General features: G+C 64.1%; 23 protein-coding genes. 4 read left to right on the forward strand and 19 right to left on the reverse strand.

Annotated features, from left to right (window positions below; all coding sequences use genetic code 11):
* Positions 1-21: 21 nt before the first annotated feature.
* The 16 genes from O0882_RS16475 to O0882_RS16550 form a co-directional block, all read right to left on the reverse strand.
* Positions 22-1,320: an NAD(P)/FAD-dependent oxidoreductase gene (locus O0882_RS16475; protein ID WP_289949642.1), complete on the reverse strand. Its 1,299-nt coding sequence runs from the start codon at positions 1,318-1,320 to the stop codon at positions 22-24.
* 20 nt (positions 1,321-1,340) lie between these two features.
* Positions 1,341-1,853 (reverse strand): hypothetical protein, encoded by a 513-nt coding sequence (locus O0882_RS16480; RefSeq protein ID WP_289949645.1) that lies wholly within the window; start codon positions 1,851-1,853, stop codon positions 1,341-1,343.
* A 93-nt stretch (positions 1,854-1,946) separates the two neighbouring features.
* The gene (locus O0882_RS16485) at positions 1,947-2,714 is read right to left on the reverse strand and encodes a transporter (RefSeq protein WP_289949646.1); all 768 of its coding nucleotides are present in this window, start codon (positions 2,712-2,714) and stop codon (positions 1,947-1,949) included.
* 82 nt (positions 2,715-2,796) lie between these two features.
* Positions 2,797-4,452, reverse strand: coding sequence for a methyl-accepting chemotaxis protein (locus O0882_RS16490; RefSeq protein ID WP_289949647.1), 1,656 nt, complete (start codon positions 4,450-4,452; stop codon positions 2,797-2,799).
* Positions 4,453-4,636: 184 nt separating this feature from the next.
* Entirely contained in the window at positions 4,637-6,019 is a 1,383-nt protein-coding gene (locus O0882_RS16495) for a copper oxidase (RefSeq protein ID WP_289949650.1), read from the reverse strand.
* A gap of 2 nt (positions 6,020-6,021) precedes the next feature.
* Positions 6,022-7,380: a TolC family protein gene (locus O0882_RS16500; protein ID WP_289949652.1), complete on the reverse strand. Its 1,359-nt coding sequence runs from the start codon at positions 7,378-7,380 to the stop codon at positions 6,022-6,024.
* 1 nt (position 7,381) lies between these two features.
* The gene (locus O0882_RS16505; protein WP_289949654.1) at positions 7,382-7,714 is read right to left on the reverse strand and encodes a hypothetical protein; all 333 of its coding nucleotides are present in this window, start codon (positions 7,712-7,714) and stop codon (positions 7,382-7,384) included.
* Between the two features lie 113 nt (positions 7,715-7,827).
* Positions 7,828-8,253 carry a hypothetical protein gene (locus O0882_RS16510; RefSeq protein ID WP_289949655.1) on the reverse strand — a complete coding sequence of 142 codons (426 nt, stop codon included), beginning with the start codon at positions 8,251-8,253 and terminating at the stop codon, positions 7,828-7,830.
* A gap of 41 nt (positions 8,254-8,294) precedes the next feature.
* Positions 8,295-8,858, reverse strand: a complete 564-nt coding sequence (locus tag O0882_RS16515) for a hypothetical protein (protein WP_289949657.1) — start codon at positions 8,856-8,858, stop codon at positions 8,295-8,297.
* A complete protein-coding gene (locus tag O0882_RS16520) occupies positions 8,813-8,956 on the reverse strand; it encodes a DUF2474 domain-containing protein (protein ID WP_289949659.1) in 144 nt (47 codons plus the stop codon). Before O0882_RS16520 ends, O0882_RS16515 begins: the two co-directional genes overlap by 46 nt.
* Positions 8,956-9,963 (reverse strand): cytochrome d ubiquinol oxidase subunit II, encoded by a 1,008-nt coding sequence (gene cydB / locus O0882_RS16525; protein WP_289949660.1) that lies wholly within the window; start codon positions 9,961-9,963, stop codon positions 8,956-8,958. Before cydB ends, O0882_RS16520 begins: the two co-directional genes overlap by 1 nt.
* Positions 9,953-11,368, reverse strand: coding sequence for a cytochrome ubiquinol oxidase subunit I (locus O0882_RS16530; RefSeq protein WP_289949662.1), 1,416 nt, complete (start codon positions 11,366-11,368; stop codon positions 9,953-9,955). The genes cydB and O0882_RS16530 overlap by 11 nt, the downstream gene beginning before the upstream one ends.
* Before the next feature lie 154 nt (positions 11,369-11,522).
* Complete coding sequence (locus O0882_RS16535; RefSeq protein ID WP_289949664.1) at positions 11,523-13,115, reverse strand: diguanylate cyclase; 1,593 nt, start codon at positions 13,113-13,115, stop codon at positions 11,523-11,525.
* Between the two features lie 127 nt (positions 13,116-13,242).
* Positions 13,243-13,800, reverse strand: a complete 558-nt coding sequence (locus O0882_RS16540) for an NAD(P)H-dependent oxidoreductase (protein WP_289949666.1) — start codon at positions 13,798-13,800, stop codon at positions 13,243-13,245.
* An 86-nt stretch (positions 13,801-13,886) separates the two neighbouring features.
* Positions 13,887-15,005: an alanine racemase gene (gene alr, locus O0882_RS16545; protein ID WP_289949668.1), complete on the reverse strand. Its 1,119-nt coding sequence runs from the start codon at positions 15,003-15,005 to the stop codon at positions 13,887-13,889.
* Positions 15,006-15,018: 13 nt separating this feature from the next.
* Complete coding sequence (locus O0882_RS16550) at positions 15,019-16,308, reverse strand: D-amino acid dehydrogenase (protein ID WP_289949670.1); 1,290 nt, start codon at positions 16,306-16,308, stop codon at positions 15,019-15,021.
* A 105-nt stretch (positions 16,309-16,413) separates the two neighbouring features.
* Between O0882_RS16550 and O0882_RS16555 the strand changes: the two genes are divergently transcribed.
* Together O0882_RS16555 and O0882_RS16560 are read left to right on the forward strand one after the other, a co-directional pair.
* Positions 16,414-16,914, forward strand: coding sequence for an Lrp/AsnC ligand binding domain-containing protein (locus O0882_RS16555; RefSeq protein WP_034754979.1), 501 nt, complete (start codon positions 16,414-16,416; stop codon positions 16,912-16,914).
* A gap of 147 nt (positions 16,915-17,061) precedes the next feature.
* Positions 17,062-17,409 carry a hypothetical protein gene (locus O0882_RS16560; RefSeq protein ID WP_289949672.1) on the forward strand — a complete coding sequence of 116 codons (348 nt, stop codon included), beginning with the start codon at positions 17,062-17,064 and terminating at the stop codon, positions 17,407-17,409.
* Here the strand turns inward: O0882_RS16560 and O0882_RS16565 are convergent.
* Both O0882_RS16565 and O0882_RS16570 read right to left on the reverse strand, forming a co-directional pair.
* The gene (locus O0882_RS16565) at positions 17,375-18,319 is read right to left on the reverse strand and encodes a DMT family transporter (protein ID WP_289949674.1); all 945 of its coding nucleotides are present in this window, start codon (positions 18,317-18,319) and stop codon (positions 17,375-17,377) included. The two genes, O0882_RS16560 and O0882_RS16565, sit on opposite strands and share 35 nt — an antisense overlap.
* A gap of 58 nt (positions 18,320-18,377) precedes the next feature.
* A complete protein-coding gene (locus O0882_RS16570; RefSeq protein ID WP_289949676.1) occupies positions 18,378-19,142 on the reverse strand; it encodes an AraC family transcriptional regulator in 765 nt (254 codons plus the stop codon).
* Between the two features lie 114 nt (positions 19,143-19,256).
* Between O0882_RS16570 and O0882_RS16575 the strand changes: the two genes are divergently transcribed.
* Positions 19,257-20,117, forward strand: coding sequence for a tetratricopeptide repeat protein (locus tag O0882_RS16575; RefSeq protein WP_289949678.1), 861 nt, complete (start codon positions 19,257-19,259; stop codon positions 20,115-20,117).
* On the opposite strand, the gene O0882_RS16580 is transcribed toward O0882_RS16575, so the two are convergent.
* Entirely contained in the window at positions 20,094-21,101 is a 1,008-nt protein-coding gene (locus O0882_RS16580; RefSeq protein WP_289949680.1) for a helix-turn-helix domain-containing protein, read from the reverse strand. The genes O0882_RS16575 and O0882_RS16580 overlap by 24 nt on opposite strands.
* Positions 21,102-21,213: 112 nt before the next feature.
* On the opposite strand from O0882_RS16580, the gene O0882_RS16585 reads away from it, so the two are divergent.
* Positions 21,214-21,858, forward strand: a complete 645-nt coding sequence (locus tag O0882_RS16585) for a cysteine hydrolase family protein (protein WP_289949682.1) — start codon at positions 21,214-21,216, stop codon at positions 21,856-21,858.
* Positions 21,859-21,861 lie beyond the last annotated feature (3 nt).

Genomic DNA, 21,861 nt, shown 5'->3' on the forward strand with positions numbered 1-21,861 from the left:
TCTGCTCTGACACCCATTCAATTAATGCAGCTTGACCTGCGGCGTGCTGCGCTTGATCAGGAAGCGGCCCATGGCCATGACGGCCGTGCGCACACTGCCCAGCACGGCGTTGTGGTGCATCAGGTGCAGGCTGACATACATCATGCGCGCCACAAAGCCTTCGACGAACCAGCTCAGGCCCTTCAGCGAACCCATCAGGGTGCCCACCGAGGTGGTGCGGCCGAACGACACGAGCGAACCGTAGTCCAGGTACTCGTACGGCTTGCTTTGCGGCGGCTTGCCCTTCGCTTGCAGCAGGAAAGTTTTCAGCAGGTAATCGGCTTGCTGGTGGGCGGCCTGGGCGCGCGGTGGCACCAGCTTGCCGTCCGGCCCCATGCAGGCGGCGCAATCGCCCAGCGCGAAGATATTCGCATGGCCCTGCACATTGAGCATGCCCGTTACTTCCAGCTGGCCGGCGCGGTTGGTCGGCAAGCCCAACGTGGCCAGGAATTCGGGCGCGCGGATACCGGCTGCCCACACGCAGATGTCGGCCGCATAACTGGTGCCGCTGGCCACCGTCACCTTGTCGGCTTCGATCGTGGTGACGCGCGTATCGGTCACCACGCTGATGCCATGTTGATGCAGCAGTTTCGAGGCGGCGATGGAGACGCGCTCGGGTAGCGGCGCGAGGATGCGCGGCGCCCCTTCGAGCAGGGTGATGCGCACATCCTTGATGGCGTTGAGATTCTGGAAACCATACGCGGCATACACGCCGCTCGCTTCGCGCAATTCGGCCGCCAGCTCCACGCCCGTGGCGCCGCCACCGATGATGACGATATCGACACCGGGATGGCCCGCGTCGCCCTGGCGCTGCTCGGCCATGGCCAGCAGTTTCAGCAGGGTCAGACGGAAACGTTCGGCGTCTTCCGTGGCATTCAGGGAAATCGTGTTTTCCTTGGCGCCGGGCACGCCGAAGTAATTCGAGGTGCTGCCCACGGCCAGCACCAGCTGATCATAGTGGACCGTGCGCTGCGGCAAGAGCTGTTCATGCTTGTCGGTGGCGATGGCGCCTACGGTGAGGCTGCTCGACGCGGCGTCGAGCGCGATCAGGGGGCCATAGACATAGGTAAAACCATTGTCATGCGCCAACATCTGGTACGACAGACCCTCCTGGTGTATATCCAGGGTGCCGGCCGCCACTTCATGCAGCGACGGCTTCCAGATATGGTACAGGCGGCTGTCGACCAGGGTCACCTGGCCGGGGCCGAGCTTGCGGCTGAGTTTGCAGGCCAGCTCCAGGCCGCCTGCGCCGCCACCTACGATGACGATTTTACTATGCAAAGATCCTCCTGCTTATTTGTTTAGTCCCTGTGCCCGTTGCCATTGCCGTGACCATTGCCATTGCCATTGCCATTGCCTCGGCCCGGCTTGTCATCATGCTTGTCGCGCTTGCCTTCATGTTTATCGCGCTTGTCATCATGCTTGTCGTAATGGCCGCGATCACGGTCGCGGTCGCGGTCGCCGTAATCGGGACGGCCATGGTCGCCATGCTGTTGGCGGTAACGGGGCACATATTGGTTGTTATACCAACTATCCTGGACGAAATAGACCTCTTGGTTACAGGCATTATACTTGCGGCAGTGCTTGGACCAGTGTTTCGCATGGCCGGGCGGCACGCGCAAATAGATGGGGTGCGCCGCATAGTATTGCGGGCGCTGCACGATGACGGGCTGGGCGTAGATCAATTGCGGCGCGGGATAGTCGCCTATGTCGATGCGTCCGTAAAAGCCGGGCTGGCCGATGGTGACGGAAACCTGGGCAACAGCGGCGGTACCTGCCGACAGCAGGACGGCGGCGAGAATGAGGGTTTTCATGAGGACACTCCTTTTATCAGTTATGCCGCAATTGTAGACCTTGTGTGACCAACTGTTTGTGCGCAAGGACACATAAGGAATCGCGTCCCAATCTCACCACAGCTTGCCAATAGGCACGACCAGGCCGCTAAACAGCGACCAGTCCGGCGACGCCGCCGTCAAGCCGCGCGCCATGCCGATATCGATGGCCAGCCGTGGCGTGGGACTCCAGGTGGCCGCCAGCAGCAACTGCGCCGTGGCCGGCGCGCCGCGCAAACGCGTGCCCGAGACTTCCGCCGTGGCGCCCCAGCGCGCGCTGACGGGCGTGGAAAATGAGGCCGCCCAGCCCGTTTGCACCTTGCCAGTATGCGGGTCGGATGCGCCCAGGCGCGTGGCGTTCAGATTGGCGTCCATGTGCACGGCGCCCAGGTCGCGACTGAAAATGCCGTTCAGCGACACGTCGCTCTTGCCGCTACCGATGCTGTCCTTGGCCGTCGGCAACTTCCAGCCCAGTTCCAGGCCCAGCGCCGTGGCGCTGTCGAGCAAAAAGGCGCGCTTGAGCACGACGGTCGTGTCGCCCACGCCCGTCTCGCGCCGGCCCGTGTCATCGCGCGCGCGCACGATGCCCTCGCCTTCGAGCAGCACGCCCCATTCGGGTGTGAACGCCAGTTTGAACGTGTATGGCAGGCTGGCGCGGCGCGTGGCGTCCGTTTTGGACAGCAAGCCGCCGGCCTCGAATTCCAGCTGGCCCGGCGTGGGCAGCTGGGCGGGACTGGCCACGGAAGGCCGGTAAGGCAGGACGGGATCACCCTCCTGCGCCTGCGCCAATGGCGCCAGGGACAGCAGGGAGAAACACAGCAACGGCAAGCAGAGAGAAGACATGGAAGACCCGAAGTGGCAAATGCGCAATAGCGACAGCCTACCACCAAGCCCAGGTGTGCGTGTTGCGCCGATACTGCCGGGTTCAGGCCAGGCGCCGCACGCCCTGCCTGGCGGCCGGCGCCGGCCGGCGCATCGGCGTGACATTGCTGGCCGGCGCCACGGCCAGCTGTTGCGCCTGGGCATGCAGGCGGAACACGCCCACCAGTTCCGTCAGGATCTGCGCCTGGTCTTGCAGCGATTCGGCGGCGGCCGCCGCCTCTTCCACCAAGGCCGCGTTCTGCTGCGTCACCTGGTCCATTTGCAAGACGGCCTGGTTGACTTGCTCGATGCCGGCGCTCTGTTCGGCGCTGGCGGCCGTGATTTCCTGCATGATGTCGGCCACCTGGCGCACGCTGGTGACGACTTCATCCATCGTCTTGCCCGCGTCATGCACGAGCCTGGAGCCGATTTCCACCTGCTCGACGGAGTCGCCGATCAGAGTCTTGATTTCCTTGGCGGCACTGGCCGAGCGCTGGGCCAGGTTGCGCACTTCGGACGCCACGACGGCGAAACCGCGCCCTTCCTCGCCCGCCCTGGCCGCTTCCACGGCCGCGTTCAAGGCGAGGATGTTGGTCTGGAAGGCGATGCTGTCGATGACGCTGATGATGTCGACGATCTTGCGCGAGGAGGCATTGATCGATTCCATCGTCTGCACCACCCGCCCCACCACGGCGCCGCCTTTGCCGGCCACGTCGGAAGCGGCGCCGGCCAGCGCATTGGCCTGGCGCGCGTTATCCGCATTCTGCCGCACGGCCGACGTCAGCTGCTCCATCGAGGATGCCGTTTCTTCCAGCGAACTGGCCTGTTCTTCCGTGCGCGACGACAGGTCGAGATTGCCCTGGGCGATTTCGCTGGAGGCCGTATGGATGGTGTCCGTGCCCGCACGCACCTGGCTGACGATGCCCACCAGCTTGTCGCGCATGGCTTTCATGGCAAACAACAGGCTGGCGTTGTCATGGCTGGCCGTACGGATATCGACGGTCAGGTCGCCCTCGGCGATGGCGCCCGCGATCTTGACGGCATACGCCGGTTCGCCGCCCAGCTGGCGCGTCAATCCGCGCGTGATCAGCGCACCCAGCGCCAGGCCGGCCGCCATGCTGCCCAGCACCAGCGCGATCATGAAGCTGCGGCTGGCCTGGTATACGCCCGACGCCTGCTCGGCCGCCGCCTTGGCGCGCTCTTCTTTCTGCAGCGACAATTTATCGAGCACACCGTCGAGTTCGTCCGCATGCTGGCGCGTCTTGTTGAGCAGCTCGACCAGTTGCGCGCTGCGCTGGGCCAGTGGCTCGGCCGCGGCCAGGGTCAGCGCCTGCTGCATGGTGGCAACATACTCGGCTTGGACAGCGGCGAAGCGGGCAAACAGTTCCTTGGCGGCCGGCGTGACGAACAGCGGCCGGGCCTTGTCCAGGTAACTTTTATTTAATTCGAGGAATTTGGCGATGTCGGCCTGGCGCGTGGCGCGCTCCTCTGCGGTAGTGGCCAGCAAGAAATTACTACGGGCACGGCCCACCTTGATCAAGGCGATATTGGCTTCCTTGATGTGCGACAGGCCCAGCAATTCGCTGTTGTACATCTGCCCCGCCATGGTATCGATCTTGCCCATGTTGAAGATGCCGATGCCGGCCACGATGGCCCCCATCAGTGCGACACAAAAAAATGCCGCCAGCAAGCGCGTTCCCACCTTCATCCGGTTCAACATGATTTCTCCCGTAGACTGGCCGATACTCGATGTAACTGGAGCTTACTGGCTTGAATATAAAGAAAAACCACGAAACAAAATGCTCGAATTGTCACCAAACAACAATTCATTGATCTGCAACAACATGCGAAACGGCTTGCCATGCTAGGCAAGCCATCCGCTGTCATCCAGGAAATACCGTCGATTAATGCCCGCTGTGGCCGGCTGGCTTGCGCACCGTCATCTCGACGTCGCCTTTCGCCGCCGCTTTGCCTGCACCCTGGCTGCGCACCGGTTCCGGCAAGGCACCCGTCCATTCATACGCCACGCTGCCTGCCGGGTGCTTGTACCAGCCCGGATCTCGGTAATCGCCCGGTTTCTGCTCCTTGCGCACCTTCACCGTGGTAAACATGCCGCCCATGCCGATGGCGCCGAACGGGCCGTCGCCGGCCATCATCGGCAAGGTGTTGTCGGGAATCGGCATCTGCATCTCGCCCATGTCAGCCATGCCCCGTTCGCCCATCACCATGTAGCCGGGCACGAGCTGGTTGATCTTCGCCGCCACGCCCTGGTGGTCGACGCCGATCATGGTGGGTACGTCATGCCCCATGGCATTCATCGTGTGGTGCGACTTGTGGCAGTGGAAAGCCCAGTCGCCCAGGTCCGTGGCCGTAAATTCCACGGCGCGCATCTGGCCCACGGCCACGTCCGTGGTGACCTCGGGCCAGCGCGACTCGGGGCGCGTCCAGCCGCCATCCGTGCCCGTCACCTCGAATTCATGGCCATGCATGTGGATCGGGTGGTTGGTCATAGTCAGATTGCCCACGCGCACGCGCACCTTGTCGCCCTGGCGCACCACCATGGGATCGATGCCGGGGAAGACGCGGCTGTTGAACGTGAACAGATTAAAATCCGTCATGGTCATGATCTTCGGCGTGTAGCTGCCCGGGTCGATATCGTAGTTGCTGAGCAAGAAGACGAAATCGCGGTCCACCTTCATGAAATGCGGGTCTTTCGGGTGCGTCACCCAGAACCCCATCATGCCCATGGCCATTTGCGTCATTTCATCGGCATGCGGGTGGTACATGAAGGTGCCGGGCCGCTTGGCGACGAATTCATACACGAAAGTTTTACCAGGAGGAATGCCCGGCTGGGTCAGGCCCGTGACGCCATCCATGCCGTTGGGCAAGCGCTGGCCATGCCAGTGCACGCTCGTGTGTTCCGGCAATTTATTCGTGACAAAGATGCGCACGCGGTCGCCCTCCACCACTTCAATCGTCGGCCCCGGCGACTGGCCGTTGTAGCCCCACAGGTTCGCCATCATGCCCGGTGCCAGCTCGCGCACGACGGGTTCGGCCACCAGATGAAATTCCTTGACGTTGTTGTTCATGCGCCAAGGCAAGGACCAGCCATTCAGGGTGACGACGGGGTTGTATGGCCGCCCGTTCGGCGGCGGTGGCGGCGCCTTGGTGTCGGCGCCGGCCATGCTGACGGCTTCCGGCAGCGACGCCGCGCCGACACGGCTGACGGCCGCGGCACTGAGGGCGACGGCGCCCGCGTTCATGAAAAAGTTTCTACGTGTAATCATCATTATTCCTTGTCGGCAGGGCCGCTGCCATTGATGGCCGATTGCAATGCCGTTTGGGCGATCCAGAAATCGCGCTGGGTCTCGATGGCGCTGTTCACGCTGGCGACTTGCTCGCGCGCATCGGCCAGCAGTTCGAAGACGCTGGCCAGCATGCCGTTGTAGCGCAGCAGTACTTCATGCGAAATCGTCTTGCGTAGCGGCACGACTTCATCGCGGTAGTGGCGCGCCAGGTCGTAGGCCGTGCGGTAGCTGGAATACGCCTCGCGCACTTCCGAGCGGGCCCGCACCGCCGTGCCCGCAGTGCGCTGCAGCGACTGCTCGTACAGGGCTTGCGCCTTCGCATTGCGCGCGGAACCCCAGTCGAACAGGGGCAATTCGAGGGACACTTCATAACCGTTTTCGCGCGGCGCCTCGCTGCTGCTCTTGTTGGTATAGCCCACGTCGAGCACATTGACGAAACCCGTCACCTTGGACAGGCCCAGCGCGTCGGCCGTGGCATGCACGTCTAGTTTGCTCATCTGCACGTCGAGGCGCTGCTCCATCGCCTGCGCCTCGATATTGCCCGCGTCCACCACCTGGGCCGGCAAGTCGGGCAGGCGCGACGGTAAAGTAAAGCTGGCCTGCTTGCCCCACAGGCCCAGCAGCCGCGTCAGGTGCTCGCGCGTGGCGGTGGCCTGGTGGCGCGCGCGGGCCAGGTCGCCGACGGCGTCCGCGTAAAACACCTGCTGGCGCGCCTGGTCGAGGCGGCTCCAGTTGCCCGCCTTCTGCAAGCGCGTGGCCAGTTCGGCGCCCGCCTCGGCCGACAGCAGCGCGCGCTGCATGAACGCTTCCGTCTGCACGGCGGCCACGGCATTGAAGTAGGCGCGGCGCGTGTCGGCCGCCAGCTGCACGGCGCTGCTGGCCGCCTGCAGCTTGGCCTGTTCAAAACGGCCCCGCTCGATGTTGACGCGCATCGGCATGGTCAGCAAGCCGGCCAGGTCGAAGCTGACGCCGCGGTCGATTTCATTGCCATGGCTGCCGTGCGAGCGGCCGAACGACAGGCCGGGGTTGCGCAAGCGCCCCGCCTGCACCAGGTCCGCCTCGGACGCGCCCAGTTCGGCCAGCGCCACTTTCATGCCGTGGTTGTTCATCAGGGCGATGCGCACGGCGCTGTCGGCGTCCAGGGGCTGGGCCAGCAGGGAGGCCAATTTTTCCTCGCCGCCCTGGTCCGTCAATGCCGCAGGGGCGCCCGTGCGGACGTCGGCCAGCGTGGACACGGTCCGCATGCCGCCATCCTCGCTGAAACTGGCACAGCCACTGAGCAGCAGGACAGCCGCCAGCGACAGCGGCGTGAGGCAAGTTGATTTTGTGAAACGGGCCATCTCAATGTCCTTCATGCTGGTGTTGCTGATGTTGCGGGGCCGGCTGGGCGACCGGCTTCGCCTCCGGCTTGGGGCTGGGCTTATGCATGGGCATGGTGTGGCCTTCCATCCTCATCATGCCCATGTGGCCGCCAGCCTTGCCGACTTTCTCGTTGACGGCGCGCCAGGCCTGGTCGGGCGTGGCATCGTCCTCGGCGGCGGGACGGTAGCCGGCGAAGGCGGAGCGGTAGGTGGTGGCCGGCACGGATGCTTGCGCCTCTTGCGGGGCGGACGTGGATTGCGCTGCGGCGGCCAGCGGCAGCACAGCCAGCACGAAGCTGAACAGGTATTTCATGGTATTCCTTGATTGACAGGGTATGGCGCGGCAGGTGCGCGACTGGAACGCTGGCGCGGCCGCGGCAACGTGCAGGGACGTGCGACGGCGGCACCGCCAGGTTCAACGGGCGGTCAGGCGGAGTGCGTGCTTCTCGGGGGACGTTCGGGACCAGGCGGGATATGCCCGGCGAACAGGGAATCGGGCGCCAGCGCCGGAGGCGGCGCGCGCAGGGTCAGGGCGTGCAAGGCGGGCATGCCCGGTGGCGCCGTGGCGCCCACGGTGCAAGCGCCATGGTTGCTGCAATCGTGGCCATGCTGCATGGCGCCGCCATCGTCCATGGCCATGGTCATCGGATGGTCCGCCATCCGCATGTCGGCCATGTCGCTCATGTCATGGCACTGTGGCGCCTGCATTGCCGCGGCGGCGAGCGTGACCGCCACTGCCAGCTCGTCCACGCAGCAGCTGCGCATGGCCGACGCAAAGCCCTGCATGGGCAGCGTGACGGCCAGCAGCCAGAGCAGCGAGCGGGCGAGTGAGCGGAAAAAGGCACGGTTCATGGCAGGACTATAAACCTTCCCACATGAGGAAGGTCAAGCCCCTATTTGCGCCCGTCGCCGTGCGTCAGCCAGATGACGTACACGCCATAATATCCCTGCCCTTCGAACAGGGCCTGGCCATCGGCAAAAGTCACTGTCTGCACTTCATTGATGGTGAAATACGCGCGGCCATCGGCCGCCTCGACGTCGCCCCAATGGCGCGCGCGCGGTGGCCGGTAGCCGCTGGCGCGCCCGATGGCGGCCAGCAGGTCGCCGATCATGAAGTCGAGCAACATGTCGGCCAGCAGCGGCCGCTGCCCCGCCAGCATGGCCGTGATGTCGGGGTAGCCCGCTTCCTTAATTTCGGGCAAGTCGCTTTCCTCGTACTGCAAGTCGTCTGCGCGGCAAGTCTGGATAAAACTGTTGAACGGCTCGTCGAGCAAGCCCGCCAGCGCCGCTTCCGGCACGCTCAGGCGGAACGGCTGCAGCGGCAATGCGCTGCGCTGGCCGTAGTTGAGTTCGCGGCAGCCGAGGAAGGCCAGCGGGTGCAGCTGGCCACCGACCTCGCAGCGGATGCCCGTCAGCTGCCCATCCCCGCCGCCCGCATCAGCAGGCGCATCGCCCACGCGGCCAGGCCCAGGGTGGCCACGCTGGTCAGCCAGATGCCGGCCAGCCACGCCAGTCGTTTCCGCCATGATTGTTGTTCCTGTTCCAATTGTTTCATCAGTGATATCCATCTTCCGGCTGAACTTTGCCACGAAACACATAATATGACCACACCGTATACATCAGGATGATGGGGATGATGAACAGCGCGCCCACCAGGGTAAAACCCTGGCTTTGCGGCGGCGACGACGCCTCCCATATCGATACCGACGGCGGGATGATGTTGGGCCACACGCTGATGCCCAGGCCCGTGTAGCCGAGAAAGACCAGCGCCAGGGTACACAGGAACGGCGCCGTCTGCCGCCCGCGCCGCACGGTGCGCAGCAGCAGCCAGCCCACGCCCAGTACCAGCAGCGGCACGGGCAGGAACCAGAACAGTTGCGGCAGCGCAAACCAGCGCGCGGCGATAGCCGGATCGACGAAGGGTGTCCACAGACTGATGATGGCGATCACGCCCAGCAGCAGCCAGACCAGCGTGCACGTGATGCGCCCCGCGCGCGCCTGCAGGCCTCCGTCCGTCTTCATGATCAGCCAGGTGCTGCCCAGCAAGGCATACGCCACCACCAGCCCCACACCCGTGAACAGCGAGAACGGCGTGAGCCAGTCCAGCGCGCCGCCCGCATAGCTGCGGTTGACGACCGGCATGCCCTGGATGTAGGCGCCCAGGGTCACGCCCTGGAAAAAGGCGGCCGCCACCGAGCCGCCGATGAACGCCTTGTCCCACACATGGCGCTCATGCTCGCGCGCCTTGAAGCGGAACTCGAAGGCCACGCCGCGGAAGATCAGGCCCATCAGCATGAAGCTGAGCGGCAGGTAGCAGGCGCTGAGCACCACGGAATAGGCGAGCGGAAAGGCCGCCAGCAGGCCCGCGCCGCCCAGCACCAGCCAGGTTTCATTGCCATCCCAGACGGGCGCGACCGTATTCATCATCACGTCGCGCTCGCTCTTCTCCTGGAAAAACGGATACAGGATGCCGATGCCCAGGTCAAAGCCATCCATCACCACATACATCATGATGCTGAACAAGATAATAATGGCCCACAGTAGTGGCAGATCAATGCCCATGCGAATTTCCTCCTTGTGCTGCGGACAGTGGCCGCGCGGGTGTACGTTGTTGGCCCGGTCCGCCTTGTTCGACGCGCTCGCCTTCATGCGGCTGCGGCCCCACGCGGATCAAGCGCAGCAGGTAGCCGATGCCCGTGCCGAAGACGGCAAAATAAATAACGATGAACAGCACCAGGGTGATGCCCAGCTGCGTGGCGCCGTGCGCCGAGACGGCGTCTTGCGTGCGCAGCAAGCCGTACACGGTCCACGGCTGGCGGCCAATCTCGGTCGTGTACCAGCCGGCCAGCATGGCCACCAGCCCGCTGGGCCCCATCCACAGGGCGCAGCGCAGGAACAGGCGCGAGCGCCACAGGGTACCGCGCCAGCGCAGCCACGCACTCCAGATGCCCAGCGCGATCATCAACATGCCCAGCCCCGCCATGATGCGGAAAGACCAGAAGACGACGGCGGAAGGGGGCCGGTCGCGCGGCGCGAATTCCTTCAGCGCGGGTATCGTGCCATTCCAGTCATGCGCCAGGATCAGGCCGCCCAGGCGGGGAATTTCCACCTTGTACAGGGTTTCCTCGCGCTCCATGTCGGGCCAGCCGAACAGGATCAGCGGCGTGCCCTCGCCTCCTTTGTTTTCCCAGTGGCCTTCCATGGCGGCCAGCTTGGCCGGCTGGTGCTCCAGCGTGTTCAAGCCATGCAGGTCGCCGATCACGGCCTGGATGGGCGCGACGATCAGCAGCATCGACAAGCCCATGGTCATCATCTTGCGAATGGCCGCGTTGTCATTGCCGCGCAGCAAGTGCCAGGCGGCCGACGCCACCACCAGCAAGGCCGTGGCGAGGAAGGCCGCCACGCTCATGTGCAGCAGCCGGTAGGGGAACGAGGGATTGAAGATGACGGCCAGCCAGTCCACGGGCACCACGCGCCCGTCGATGATTTCATGGCCCTGCGGCGTCTGCATCCAGCTGTTCGAGGCGATGATCCAGGTGGCGGAAATCAAGGTGCCCAGCGCCACCATGGCCGTGGCGAACATGTGCAGGCCCGGCCCCACGCGGTGCCAGCCGAACAGCATCACGCCGAGGAAGCCCGCTTCCAGGAAAAAGGCCGTCAGCACTTCATAGGCCAGCAGCGGGCCTGTGATGCTGCCCGCGTAATCGGAAAAGAAGCTCCAGTTGGTGCCGAACTGGTAAGCCATGACGAGGCCGGAAACGACGCCCATGCCGAAATTGACGGCGAAAATCTTCGACCAGAAGTGGTACAGGTCGCGGTACACGCCATCCTGCGTGCGCAGCCACGCCGCCTCCAGTACCGTCAGGTAACTGGCCAGGCCGATGGTGATGGCAGGAAAAATGATGTGGAACGAGATGGTGAAGCCGAACTGGACGCGCGCCAGTTCCAATGCAGTGAGCCCTAACATGTGTTGCCTTCCCGACGTGTGACGTCTGTTTTACCCAGGCCTCCACTCTAGGCTTTTCGGGCAAAACATAACAGACTCAGAAACGGGAGAAAACATAGGATCAGTTTGACGTTTGCCGAATGACAAGGTCAATCTGATCCGGCGCAAAAACGCCTCAGGCCGGCTCGGCGAGACCCACGCGGTTGCGTCCATTTTCCTTGGCCACATACAGGGCCGCGTCGGCCGCCAGCAGCACGGCGTCCGCACCGAGCACCTTGCCCGCCCCCTGTTCCGACGACACGACGCCCAGCGACACCGTGACGGGACCGGCGCCGGGGATCTCGGCGGCGGCCACCCGGGTGCGCAGGCGCTCGGCCACCTGCAGCGCCACGTCGAGGTCGGCCTCGGGCAGCAGCATGATGAATTCATCGCCGCCATTGCGGCACAGCACGTCGGCATCGCGCGAGCAGGCGCGCATCAGTTGCGCCAGGTGCAGGATGACTTCATCGCCCACCGCATGGCCCCAGCGGTCGTTGACTTGCTTGAAATGGTCGATGTCGATGGCGATGACGGAAAACGGCCGCGCCTGCGCCTGCCAGGCATCCAGCGCCGCCGCCATGCCGCGCCGGTTCGACAGGCCCGTCAGCGGGTCCGTCTGCACGTCGAATTTCAGCTTGCCGATCTTTTTCTGCAGCAAGGACATTCCCACCAGCAAGGCGCGCTTGATCTGCGCCGCTTCCAGATACCAGGCGCGGATGCCGCCGATGCGCTCGGCCATGCCGGGCGCGTCCATGCGGCTGGCGCCTTCGGCCAGTTGCACCAGGGGCCGCGAAATGAGGCGTGCCAGCCACCAGATGAACGGCAGGCTGAGCAAGGCAATGGGCAAGGAATACCACAGGGTGTTGAGCATCAGCTGGTTCAGCGGCGCCAAAGTGGCGGCCGTGGGCCGCTGGGCCACGATACCCCAGCCCGTTGACGGCAGCACGGCATAGCCGGCCAGCATGTCCGTGCCCCGGCTGTTGACGGTGCTCCCGCTGCCGCTTTCCTGGCGCAGGATGGCGTCGATCACGGTATTCTTGCCAGCCACTTCGCCGACCCGCGAAGGATCGGGGTGGTACAGCAGGCGCCGGCTCTGGTCGACCACATATAAATACGAACCATCGCGGTAGTAATGCTGTCCCAGCAAGGTGAACAGGATGTTTTTCTGCTTCAGGTAAATCGAACCGCCCACATAGCCCAGATAGCGTCCGCCGTGATCGAACACGGGATGGGAAATGAAGACCACCAGGTTGCCCACCGACGACATATACGGCCGGGTGATCAGCGGGCGGCGTTCGCGCAGCGCCAGGCGCGCCCCTTCCGAGGCCAGTTGGCTGTTCTGCAGGGCCAGCGTCTCGGGCGACACGCCCAGCACCTTGCCCTGCGCATCGACGATCAGGACGGAATTGAAGCTGTTGGTCTGCCCGCGCAAGCGTTCGGCTTCCATCTTGAGGGCAGCCGGGTCGGCAAAATGCCGGGGCAGATGGCTGGCGCTGTAGGCCAGCTGCTGGCGCGCCGCCAGCAGGAAGTTCTCCGTGCTGCTGGCCAGCTTCAGCGCATACGCGTGGTTGGCCTCCAGGGTCGTATCGATCAGCAACTGGCGCTGCACCTGATACGTGGCATAAAAGCTGTTAACCAGGGAGATCACGGCGCTGGCAAACGCCACCAGCACGATCAGACGGCGCAGATTGATGCGCAACAGAGGTTGCGCCACAGGTTGAAGCGGCATGGAAGAGACGGGGCAGCGTGGGATTGCGCCTGAAAAAAAAGGCCATTATACATGTCCATACAGCAACAAAGTGCCATGGACAACGGTTTATTGCCCCATTTGTCCCCGCCCGACAAGCCTGGGCCATTCAGGCATGCACGGCGTGCTTGCGTACCCAGTCCGCGTAGCGCTGCATCCAGCCCTGGAAGAAACCCAGGCTGGCCGGACCGATGCCGCCATGCTCGTCGAACAGGCCTTCCTTGGCCTGGATAAACATCTCTGGCTGGCCCAGCAGCGGCACGTCCAGGTAAGCGAGCACATTGCGCAAATGCTGCTGCGCCAGGGCCGTGCCCGTGGCGCCGACGGAGACGCCCAGCACGGCGCCCGGCTTGCCGCCCCACACGCTCTGGCCGTAAGGGCGCGAGCCGTGGTCGAGGGCGTTTTTCAGCACGCCGGGGATGGAACGGTTGTATTCGGGGGTGAGGAAGAGCAAGGCTTGCGATGCGGTAATGTCGGATTTGAGGCGCAGCACCTGCTCCGCTTGCGCGCCATCGTCATCCTGGTTGTACAGCGGCAAGTCACCGATCTCGATATGTTTGAAGGAAAACTCGGGCGGCGCCAGCTTGACGATGGCGTCGGCCAGCTTGCGGTTGAAGGAATCCTTGCGCAGGCTGCCGACGATGATTGCGACTTGATATTGGCTCATGAAAATCCCCGATGATGGTTAAGAAAAAGCCCTGAGGTGCGATGCACGTCAGGGCTATCTTGCCACACAATTATCGGTTTTGCGCGCTAGCGTGCAGCTTGCGCCAGGCCTTGATACTCGCGGTAATAGCGCCCGCCCAGGTTGGTCAACACTTCATAGCCGATGGTATTGGCCATGGCCGCCACGGCGTCGACCGGGTGTTCGGCGCAAATCAGGTCGACCAGGCTGCCCGGCGCGACGCGCTCCTGCGCGATGGCGCTGACGTCCAGGGTGATGGAATCCATGGAAATGGCGCCGATCTGCGGCACTTTCACGCCGTCGACGATGGCCAGGCCCTGGTTGCTCATGCTGCGCAGCCAGCCATCGGCATAGCCGACGGAGACGGTGGCCACCTGGCGCGGCGCGCTGGCCGTGTAGCGGCGGCTGTAGCCCACGTGGTCGCCGGCGGCGATGGTGCGCGTCTGCAGCACCTTGCCTTGCAGGCGCACGACCGAGCGCAGGGGATTCGGTTCGCCGCCCTGCGGCCCGATGCCGTACAAGGCAGCGCCGGGGCGCACCAGGTCAAAGTGGTAGTCGGGCGACAAAAAGATGCCCGAGGAATTGGCCAGGCTGGCGCGGTATTGCGGTAAACGGGCGCGGATGGCGATGAAACGGGCCAGCTGCTCGCCATTCATCGGGTTGCTGCGCTCGTCGGCGCAGGCCAGATGGCTCATGATGTAGCGCACCTTGATGCCGTCAAGAAAGTGGTCATCCAGCAGCCAGGCGTCGATTTCCTGCGGCGACAGGCCCATGCGCGACATGCCCGTGTCCACCTGCACGATGGCGTCCAGGGTTTTCCCCAAGGCCTTGGCGTGCGCGCGCCAGCCGGCCACCTGCGGCTCGCTGTTGAGCACTGGCGTCAGGCCATGGGCCGTGAATTCGCCTTCCGTATCGACGGGCGGGCCGTGCAGCACGAAGATGGCCGCGTCGGGCGCCACGTGCGGGCGCAGGCTGATGCCCTCTTCCAGATGCGCCACAAAAAAGTGCCGGCAACCCTCTTCATACAGGGCCGCGCCCACTTGCGCGGCGCCCAGGCCATATGCGTCGGATTTGACGACGGCCGAGCAGGCGGCCGGATGCGCCTTGTCGCGCAGCAAGCGGTAATTGGCGCGCACGGCATCGAGGTCCACCGTCAGGATGGCGCCGCTACGTTCCTTTGCAGGCATGCTGGCCGCCATCTCAGGCTCCCGCGTATTGCAGTTTGCCGCCGCGCTGCGCGCCGCTGTAGCGGCTGACGGACAGGTCGTCGGCCAGAATCGCCGGCTGTTTCGACGACATCAGGTCGGCCAGCAATTGCGCCGAACCGCAGGACATGGTCCAGCCCAGCGTGCCGTGGCCCGTGTTGAGGAACAGGTTGCGCAGCGGCGTGCGGCCGACGATCGGCGTGCCGTCCGGCGTCATCGGACGCAAGCCCGTCCAGAACGTGGCGTCGGCCGTGTTGCCGCCGCCGGGGAACAGGTCGTTGACGACCATTTCCAGCGTTTCGCGGCGGCGCGGGTTCAGGTTCAGGTTGTAGCCAGCGATTTCCGCCATGCCGCCCACGCGGATGCGGTCGTCGAAACGCGTCACGGCAATTTTATATGTTTCATCGAGGATGGTCGACACGGGCGCCTTGGCCGCGTTGACGATCGGCACGGTGATCGAATAGCCCTTCAATGGATACACGGGAATGTCGAGCAGCGGCTTCATGAAGCCCGTCGAGTAGGAACCCAGCGCCACCACGTAGGAATCGGCCTTGACGATTTCCGCGCCGCATTGCACGCCGGCAATCTCGTTGCCCTGCGTCAGCAAGGCATCGATGGAGACGCCGTAACGGAACTTCACGCCCAGCGCCTCGGCCATTTCCGACAGGCGCGTGGTAAACAGCTGGCAATCGCCCGTTTCATCGTTGGGCAGGCGCAAGCCGCCGAACAGTTTATGCTTGACCGCTTCGAGGGCCGGCTCGGCGCGCGACAGCTCGTTGCGCTGCAGCACTTCATACGGTACGCCGGCATCCTTGAGCACTTCGATATCCTTGGCGGCGTCGTTGTATTGCTTTTCGGTGCGGAACAATTGCATCGTGCCTTGCTGGCGGCCTTCATACGTGATGCCCGCTTCGGCGCGCAGCACCTTGAAGCAGTCGCGGCTGTATTCGGCCAGGCGCACCATGCGTTCCTTGTTCACCGCATACGCTTCCGGTGTGCAATTACGCAACATCTGCCACATCCATTTGAGCTGGGCGGCGCTGCCGTCGAGCGAGATGGCCAGGGGCGCGTGGCGCTGCATCATCCACTTCACGGCTTTCAGGGGAATGCCGGGCGCGGCCCATGGCGAAGCGTAGCCGGGCGAGATTTGCCCCGCATTCGCGAAGCTGGTTTCCAGTGCCGGGCCCGGCTGGCGGTCGATGACGGTCACCTCATGTCCTGCCTTGGCCAGATAGTAAGCACTGGTGACGCCGATGACGCCGCTACCCAGAATCACGATACGCATAGTTTCCTCATTATATTTTTTAGGCTATTGCCAGATTAACCGCTATCATATTGGGAAAGAGCCAGTATTTGTTCACGTATAAATCGAGATATTCAGCAATAAATCATGAGAATCCTTAAAGAATCGGCACGTGGCCTCGACAAGCTGGACCGCCACATCCTGCGCATCCTGCAGCAGGATGGCCGCATCTCGATGAAAGACCTGGGCGAACAGGTGGGCCTGTCGATCACGCCCTGCATCGAGCGGGTCAAGCGCATGGAGCGCGACGGCGTCATCACGGGCTACCATGCCAAGGTGAACCCGGCCGCGCTGGGCGCCAAGCTGCTCGTCTTTGTGGAGATTACTCTCAATCAAAAGTCGGCGTCCGCCTTCGAACAATTCCGCCGCGAAGTGTTGCAAATTCCCGAAGTGCAAGAATGCCATCTGGTGTCGGGCGACTTCGATTACCTGATCAAGGCGCGCATCCATGAAATGGCCGAGTACCGCAAACTGCTGGGCGACATGCTGCTGCAGCTGCCGGGCGCCGCGCAATCGAAAAGCTATGTGGTGATGGAAGAAATCAAGGAAACCCTGGCGCTCTCGACCGACGTGCTGCAGAGCCGCTAAAGGTAGCACCAGCCGGCACCAAAGGCATCATTTTGTGCGCCTTTGTATAATCTGGTAGCACATTCGTGGCGACCCAAGCACACTCCCTCCTGACATCACGCCCGTCCCCTCTGAGATTGGAAGCAGTGATGCACACCGGGAGTCCATATGAACACATTGATAAAACTGGCAGCTTCCTGCCTCGCGGGCCTGGCCGTGGCCATGTGCACCGCCAGTGAATACAAGGTCAACCGCGCGCCCGACAATGGCGCCATCTATCAGAACATCCAGGTCGGCAAGACCACCCGCCTCGACCTCGACGCGGCCCTGGGCAACGCCACCGTCGTCAGCTTCGATCCCGGCTATGAAGTCTGGGTCTACAAGAACCAGTTGCAAACCCCCAAGGTGACGCGGCTGCTCCCCCTGCTGGGTGAAAAAGGCACGCGCGAAGTGGCCGTCATGTTCGACCAGGCGGGTGTCGTCAGGAAATTCCGGATACACGAGCCGCGCAAGTAGGCGGCCGATGCGCTGCGGCGCATGCCAGCACGCCCGCCAGCAGCAGCATGGTGGCCGCAGCCTCGGCCAGCGTGGGCCAGCGCTGCTCCCACAAGTAGCCGTACAGCAAGGCAAACAGGAATTCAAAGACAATCATCTGACCCATCAGGGTCAGCGGCAAGACGCGGCTGGCATGGTTCCACAAGCCATTGCCAAGGACGGAACACAGCAGCGCGACACCCGTGACGACACCGGCAAACTGCAGCCAGGCCGTGGCGCCATGCTGGACAGGTGCGGCAAGTGCAACGGGGATGGCCAGCAGTACCGCGGCACCACCCGTGACCACGCCCGTCAGTAAATTCCACTCGTGCGCCGAGACCGAACGCAACTGCCCCAGCCAGCGGCTGTTGCCGACCGCGTACACCGTCCACGATAGCAGCGCCGCCAGCGCGCACAGCAAACCCGGCAGCGATGCATGACGGGGACTGGCCAGCGACTGCCAGCTGATGCACAGCAAGCCGGCAATGCTGAGCAGCAGCGAGGGAAGCAGGCGCCGCAGCGGCACGGCATGCCGGTCGCGGCTGCCCACGAGCGTGACGACCAGCGGCAGCAAGCCGATCACCATCGACGTCATGGCCACGCCACCCGTCTGCACGGCGCTGGCCAGCAGCACGTAATACACGATATTGCCTGTCAGGCTGAGCCAGATCAGCCCGCGCCATTCGCGCCAGGTCAGTGTGCGCAGCAGACGCCGCCACGACGGCGCGACCAGCACGGCCGCGATCAGGCCATACGCCAGGTAGCGGCCCACGGACATTTCCAGCGGCCGGAATGCGGGGATCAGCGCCGGCGCCAGGAACACCAGCCCCCATAGCGCGCCCGCGCCGATGCCAGCCAGCATACCCAGCCGGCTCTTGTTTTCTTGATGCATGCTCAATCTCCTGAAAAGGAGATTGTGGCAAGTCTGCCGCGTCCATTCTTGGCGCCAGCTACTGCCTTATTGACTGTTTCTCGCGACATGCGCGCCGGTAGGCGGCAGGCGTGACATCCATGCTGTCACGCATGGCCCGCGTCAGCGCGCTCTGCTCGGAAAAGCCGGTCGCCAGCGCGATCCCGGCGAGGCTGGCGTCGCTGGCGGCAAGCAGTTCGCAAGCCCGCGTTATGCGCTGCTGCAACAGCCAGGCATGTGGACTGGCATCCATTTCCTCGCGGAACAGCGCGTGCAAGCGACTGACGCTCAGGCTGGCAAAACGCGCCATCGACGCCGTCGACCACGGCAAGCCCGGCTCGGCTTGCACACGGGCAACCAGCGCGCCCAGGCGCGAACGGGGCTGCGGCTCTCCCAGCAGCAAGGTATCGAGCAATAGCGGCGTCCAGCCCGCGACGATGGCTGGCGTCAGCGCCTGCTGCTGCGCCATGACGCCCAGGTACTCGATCAGCTTGCGGGCGCCCGGCCCGATCGCCGTATAAGGACGCTCCAGCAGCAGCTGCCAGCAGCCCTTGGTCACGGTGGCCGCACCCACGTCGAGGATGATGGAATGGTTGGCCACCTGGCTATACTGGGCATGCCAGGTGTGCGCCGGGATCACCACGCCCTGCTGCGCATCCACCTTTCCCGCCCTGCCGTCGATGTCCAGCAACAGCTGGCCGTGCAGGGGCAGCACCAGTTGCACGAAATCATGCCGGTTCGGCGCACCGATTTCCGCATAGCTGCGAAAGCTGAGGTCGATGGCAGGCTGTGGTGTGCTGGACATGGCGAGGGTGCCCGGGTGAATAAGCCCCTATTTTATCAGCAGGCAGGTGCACCGAGACGCGCGCCTGGCGCTGCCAGCTTGCCCTACACTGGCATTTTATATTCCGGTGCCTCCATGCAACAACCTGCGAACCTCGCCCACATTTCGGTGGAACAAGACTGGCAACACACGACAGCGTTTCCACCGCTCGGCTTCACCCCGTTTTCCGAAGGCGCGCTGGGCAATGGCGACACCTTCGGCCTCTACTGGCCTATCGGGCGCGAAGCGTCCGAACCGATCGTGGTCGAGACCTGGCACGACGAGTGGCGCATCCAGCCGCACTTTTCCAGCCTGGCGGCATTTCTGCAAGCCTATGCAGCCGCGGAGGACGAGTATGTCGGCACGCCGTCGCTGGCCGATGATCCCGCCTCGCCGCGCGCCGCCTATCTGGAAGCCAAGGAATTGATTGCGCAGCAAAACCCGGCGGCGGCCATCGCGCTGCTGGAAGCGGCGCTGGCCGTCGTTCCCGAATATACGGACGCCCTGGTGCTGCTGCATGGCCAGTATGTGCGCGCGGGAAGAATCGGGGAAGCCGTCAAGGTGGCCATCCAGGCGATCATCTCGCCACCGTCCTTTGGCGGCCCGCCATTCAAGGCCTTGCAATGGCTGCGCACGCAGCCGGTGCCGGACGGAGAACTCGACCCCATCTGGCGCGCCTGCGGGCAGTTGTCGTTCAACTTTGGCGGCAGCAAGGAAAATACCGATTATCCCGTGCTGCTGGCCGCCATCGCCACCTATGTGGAGCAAGGCAAGCATGTTTGCGCCTCGACCCTGATGCAGACGTATGCCGAACTGATGAGCGCGGAAACCGTGTCCTTCCAGGAGCGCTACGATTTCGATGCCACAGCATTTGTCGCGCGGCAAATTGCCGTCAGCGCGATGCTGCCCCAGGGCAGCCGCGACCCGGCCACGCTATGGTTGTCCCACATGGCCTAGCTGCTGCCGGAACAGCTTGCGATACGCCGACGGCGACGTCTGCAAGTTTGCCCGGAAATGCTGGCGCAGCGACAAGGCCGTGCCGAAGCCGGCCTCTTGCGCTACGACATCGATCGAGGCTGCGCTTTTTTCCAGCAGGCCTTGCGCATGCGCCAGACGCTGGTTCAGCAACCACTGCTTGAACGATGTGCCCGTGGCCTGGCGGAAATGGCGCGTGAAGTTGCGCCGGCTCATGGCGGCCCGCTCGGCCAGCGCGTCGATGCTGTGCGCCTGGCCCAGGTTGGCGGTCACGCAGGCGAGCACCTCGGCAAAGCGCCCTTCGCTGCCGGACACGGGCAGCGGGCGCTCGATGAATTGCGCCTGCCCACCCTGGCGGTGTGGCGCCACCAGCAGCCGGCGCGCCACGCGGTTGGCCACCTCGGCGCCGGCCAGCTGGCGCAGCAGGTACAAACAGCAATCGAGACCGGCCGCCACGCCCGCCGACGTCAGCACGGCGCCATCGTCCACATACAGCACTTCGCGGTCCACCCTGACCCTGGGATAGCGGGCCGCCAGCTGCTCCGCCATGCCCCAGTGCGTGGCCGCGCGCTTGCCATCCAACAAGCCCCCCTGCGCCAGGGGAAACGCGCCCAGGCACAGGCCCACCATGCGCGCACCGCGCCGGCTGGCCGCCTGCAGCGCCGCGACCAGTGACGGTGCGGCATCGCGGCAATCGTCGTGCCAGGCTGGCATGATGACGATATCGGCATCCTCCAGCCCTTCCAGGCCGAACTCGGGCGTGATGCAAAAGCCGGCCGCCGTGCGCAAGGGCGCGGGATCGGCGGCGCAGACGCGCACGTGAAAAGGCGGCAGATCGGCCTCGTCCGTCTGGGCGCCAAACACGAGGCAAGGCACGGACAAGTGAAATGGCGTCATGCCATCGAAGGCGATCACGGCGATGCGCAAGGGAGCGGAAGTAGCGGAAGTATCGGAAATTGTAGGCATGGCCCGATTTTATCGCAGATAGGCCTTCAGGCCACTTTTTGTTTGTAACGCACGGCTTGAAAATGACTGTATCGGGGAAGTCCTTCCTCTTTCAACCATCTCAGGAGAACCCATGTCCACCGAATTATCCACCGCCCCACGCCGCGCCCTGCTCGTCATCGACGTGCAAAATGAATACTTCACGGGCGACATGCCCATCGAATATCCGTCCGTCGACATTTCCCTGCCCAACATCGTCCAGGCCATGGCCGCCGCCCACGCCGCCGGCGTGCCCGTCATCGTCGTCCAGCACGATGCGCCGGAAACTTCCCCCATCTTCGCCAAGGGCAGCGACGGCTGGCAGCTGCACCCGCAAGTAGCCGCCTTTGCCGCCGACCACCGTATCAACAAGGTCATGGGCAGCGCCTTCGCGGGCACGGACTTGCGCGCCTGGCTGGAGAACCGCAACATCGACACCCTGACGGTGACCGGCTACATGACGCACAACTGCGACGCCGCTACCATCTACCACGCCGCGCACGACGGCTTGCAAGTCGAGTTCCTGCAGGACGCTACCGGCACCCTGCCCTACGCGAATGCGGGTGGCACGGCCAGCGCCGAGGAAATCCACCGCGTCTTCAGCGCCGTATTCCACTCGAATTTCGCCGCCGTCGCCAGCACGCAGGACTGGCTGGCTGCCGTGCGCGAGGGCAAGCCGCTGGAAAAGGATAATATTTATCTGTCGAACCAGCGCGCGCGACAAGCGCAGGCGAACTGACGC

This window comes from Janthinobacterium sp. SUN073 (assembly GCF_030397665.1).
In the GTDB taxonomy this organism is placed as follows: domain Bacteria; phylum Pseudomonadota; class Gammaproteobacteria; order Burkholderiales; family Burkholderiaceae_D; genus Janthinobacterium.

Bases quoted from the DNA above. Each gene is read 5' to 3' on its own strand.
- O0882_RS16485 (WP_289949646.1), bottom strand. From the start codon at position 2,714: ATGTCTTCTCTCTGCTTGCCGTTGCTGTGTTTCTCCCTGCTGTCCCTG.
- O0882_RS16560 (WP_289949672.1), top strand. From the start codon at position 17,062: ATGAACACATTGATAAAACTGGCAGCTTCCTGCCTCGCGGGCCTGGCC.
- O0882_RS16490 (WP_289949647.1), bottom strand. From the start codon at position 4,452: ATGTTGAACCGGATGAAGGTGGGAACGCGCTTGCTGGCGGCATTTTTT.
- O0882_RS16565 (WP_289949674.1), bottom strand. From the start codon at position 18,319: ATGCATCAAGAAAACAAGAGCCGGCTGGGTATGCTGGCTGGCATCGGC.
- O0882_RS16520 (WP_289949659.1), bottom strand. From the start codon at position 8,956: ATGAAACAATTGGAACAGGAACAACAATCATGGCGGAAACGACTGGCG.
- cydB (WP_289949660.1), bottom strand. From the start codon at position 9,963: ATGGGCATTGATCTGCCACTACTGTGGGCCATTATTATCTTGTTCAGC.
- O0882_RS16570 (WP_289949676.1), bottom strand. From the start codon at position 19,142: ATGTCCAGCACACCACAGCCTGCCATCGACCTCAGCTTTCGCAGCTAT.
- alr (WP_289949668.1), bottom strand. From the start codon at position 15,005: ATGCCTGCAAAGGAACGTAGCGGCGCCATCCTGACGGTGGACCTCGAT.
- O0882_RS16535 (WP_289949664.1), bottom strand. From the start codon at position 13,115: ATGCCGCTTCAACCTGTGGCGCAACCTCTGTTGCGCATCAATCTGCGC.
- O0882_RS16550 (WP_289949670.1), bottom strand. From the start codon at position 16,308: ATGCGTATCGTGATTCTGGGTAGCGGCGTCATCGGCGTCACCAGTGCT.
- O0882_RS16555 (WP_034754979.1), top strand. From the start codon at position 16,414: ATGAGAATCCTTAAAGAATCGGCACGTGGCCTCGACAAGCTGGACCGC.
- O0882_RS16580 (WP_289949680.1), bottom strand. From the start codon at position 21,101: ATGCCTACAATTTCCGATACTTCCGCTACTTCCGCTCCCTTGCGCATC.
- O0882_RS16585 (WP_289949682.1), top strand. From the start codon at position 21,214: ATGTCCACCGAATTATCCACCGCCCCACGCCGCGCCCTGCTCGTCATC.
- O0882_RS16530 (WP_289949662.1), bottom strand. From the start codon at position 11,368: ATGTTAGGGCTCACTGCATTGGAACTGGCGCGCGTCCAGTTCGGCTTC.
- O0882_RS16575 (WP_289949678.1), top strand. From the start codon at position 19,257: ATGCAACAACCTGCGAACCTCGCCCACATTTCGGTGGAACAAGACTGG.
- O0882_RS16500 (WP_289949652.1), bottom strand. From the start codon at position 7,380: ATGGCCCGTTTCACAAAATCAACTTGCCTCACGCCGCTGTCGCTGGCG.
- O0882_RS16505 (WP_289949654.1), bottom strand. From the start codon at position 7,714: ATGAAATACCTGTTCAGCTTCGTGCTGGCTGTGCTGCCGCTGGCCGCC.
- O0882_RS16495 (WP_289949650.1), bottom strand. From the start codon at position 6,019: ATGATTACACGTAGAAACTTTTTCATGAACGCGGGCGCCGTCGCCCTC.
- O0882_RS16480 (WP_289949645.1), bottom strand. From the start codon at position 1,853: ATGAAAACCCTCATTCTCGCCGCCGTCCTGCTGTCGGCAGGTACCGCC.
- O0882_RS16510 (WP_289949655.1), bottom strand. From the start codon at position 8,253: ATGAACCGTGCCTTTTTCCGCTCACTCGCCCGCTCGCTGCTCTGGCTG.
- O0882_RS16540 (WP_289949666.1), bottom strand. From the start codon at position 13,800: ATGAGCCAATATCAAGTCGCAATCATCGTCGGCAGCCTGCGCAAGGAT.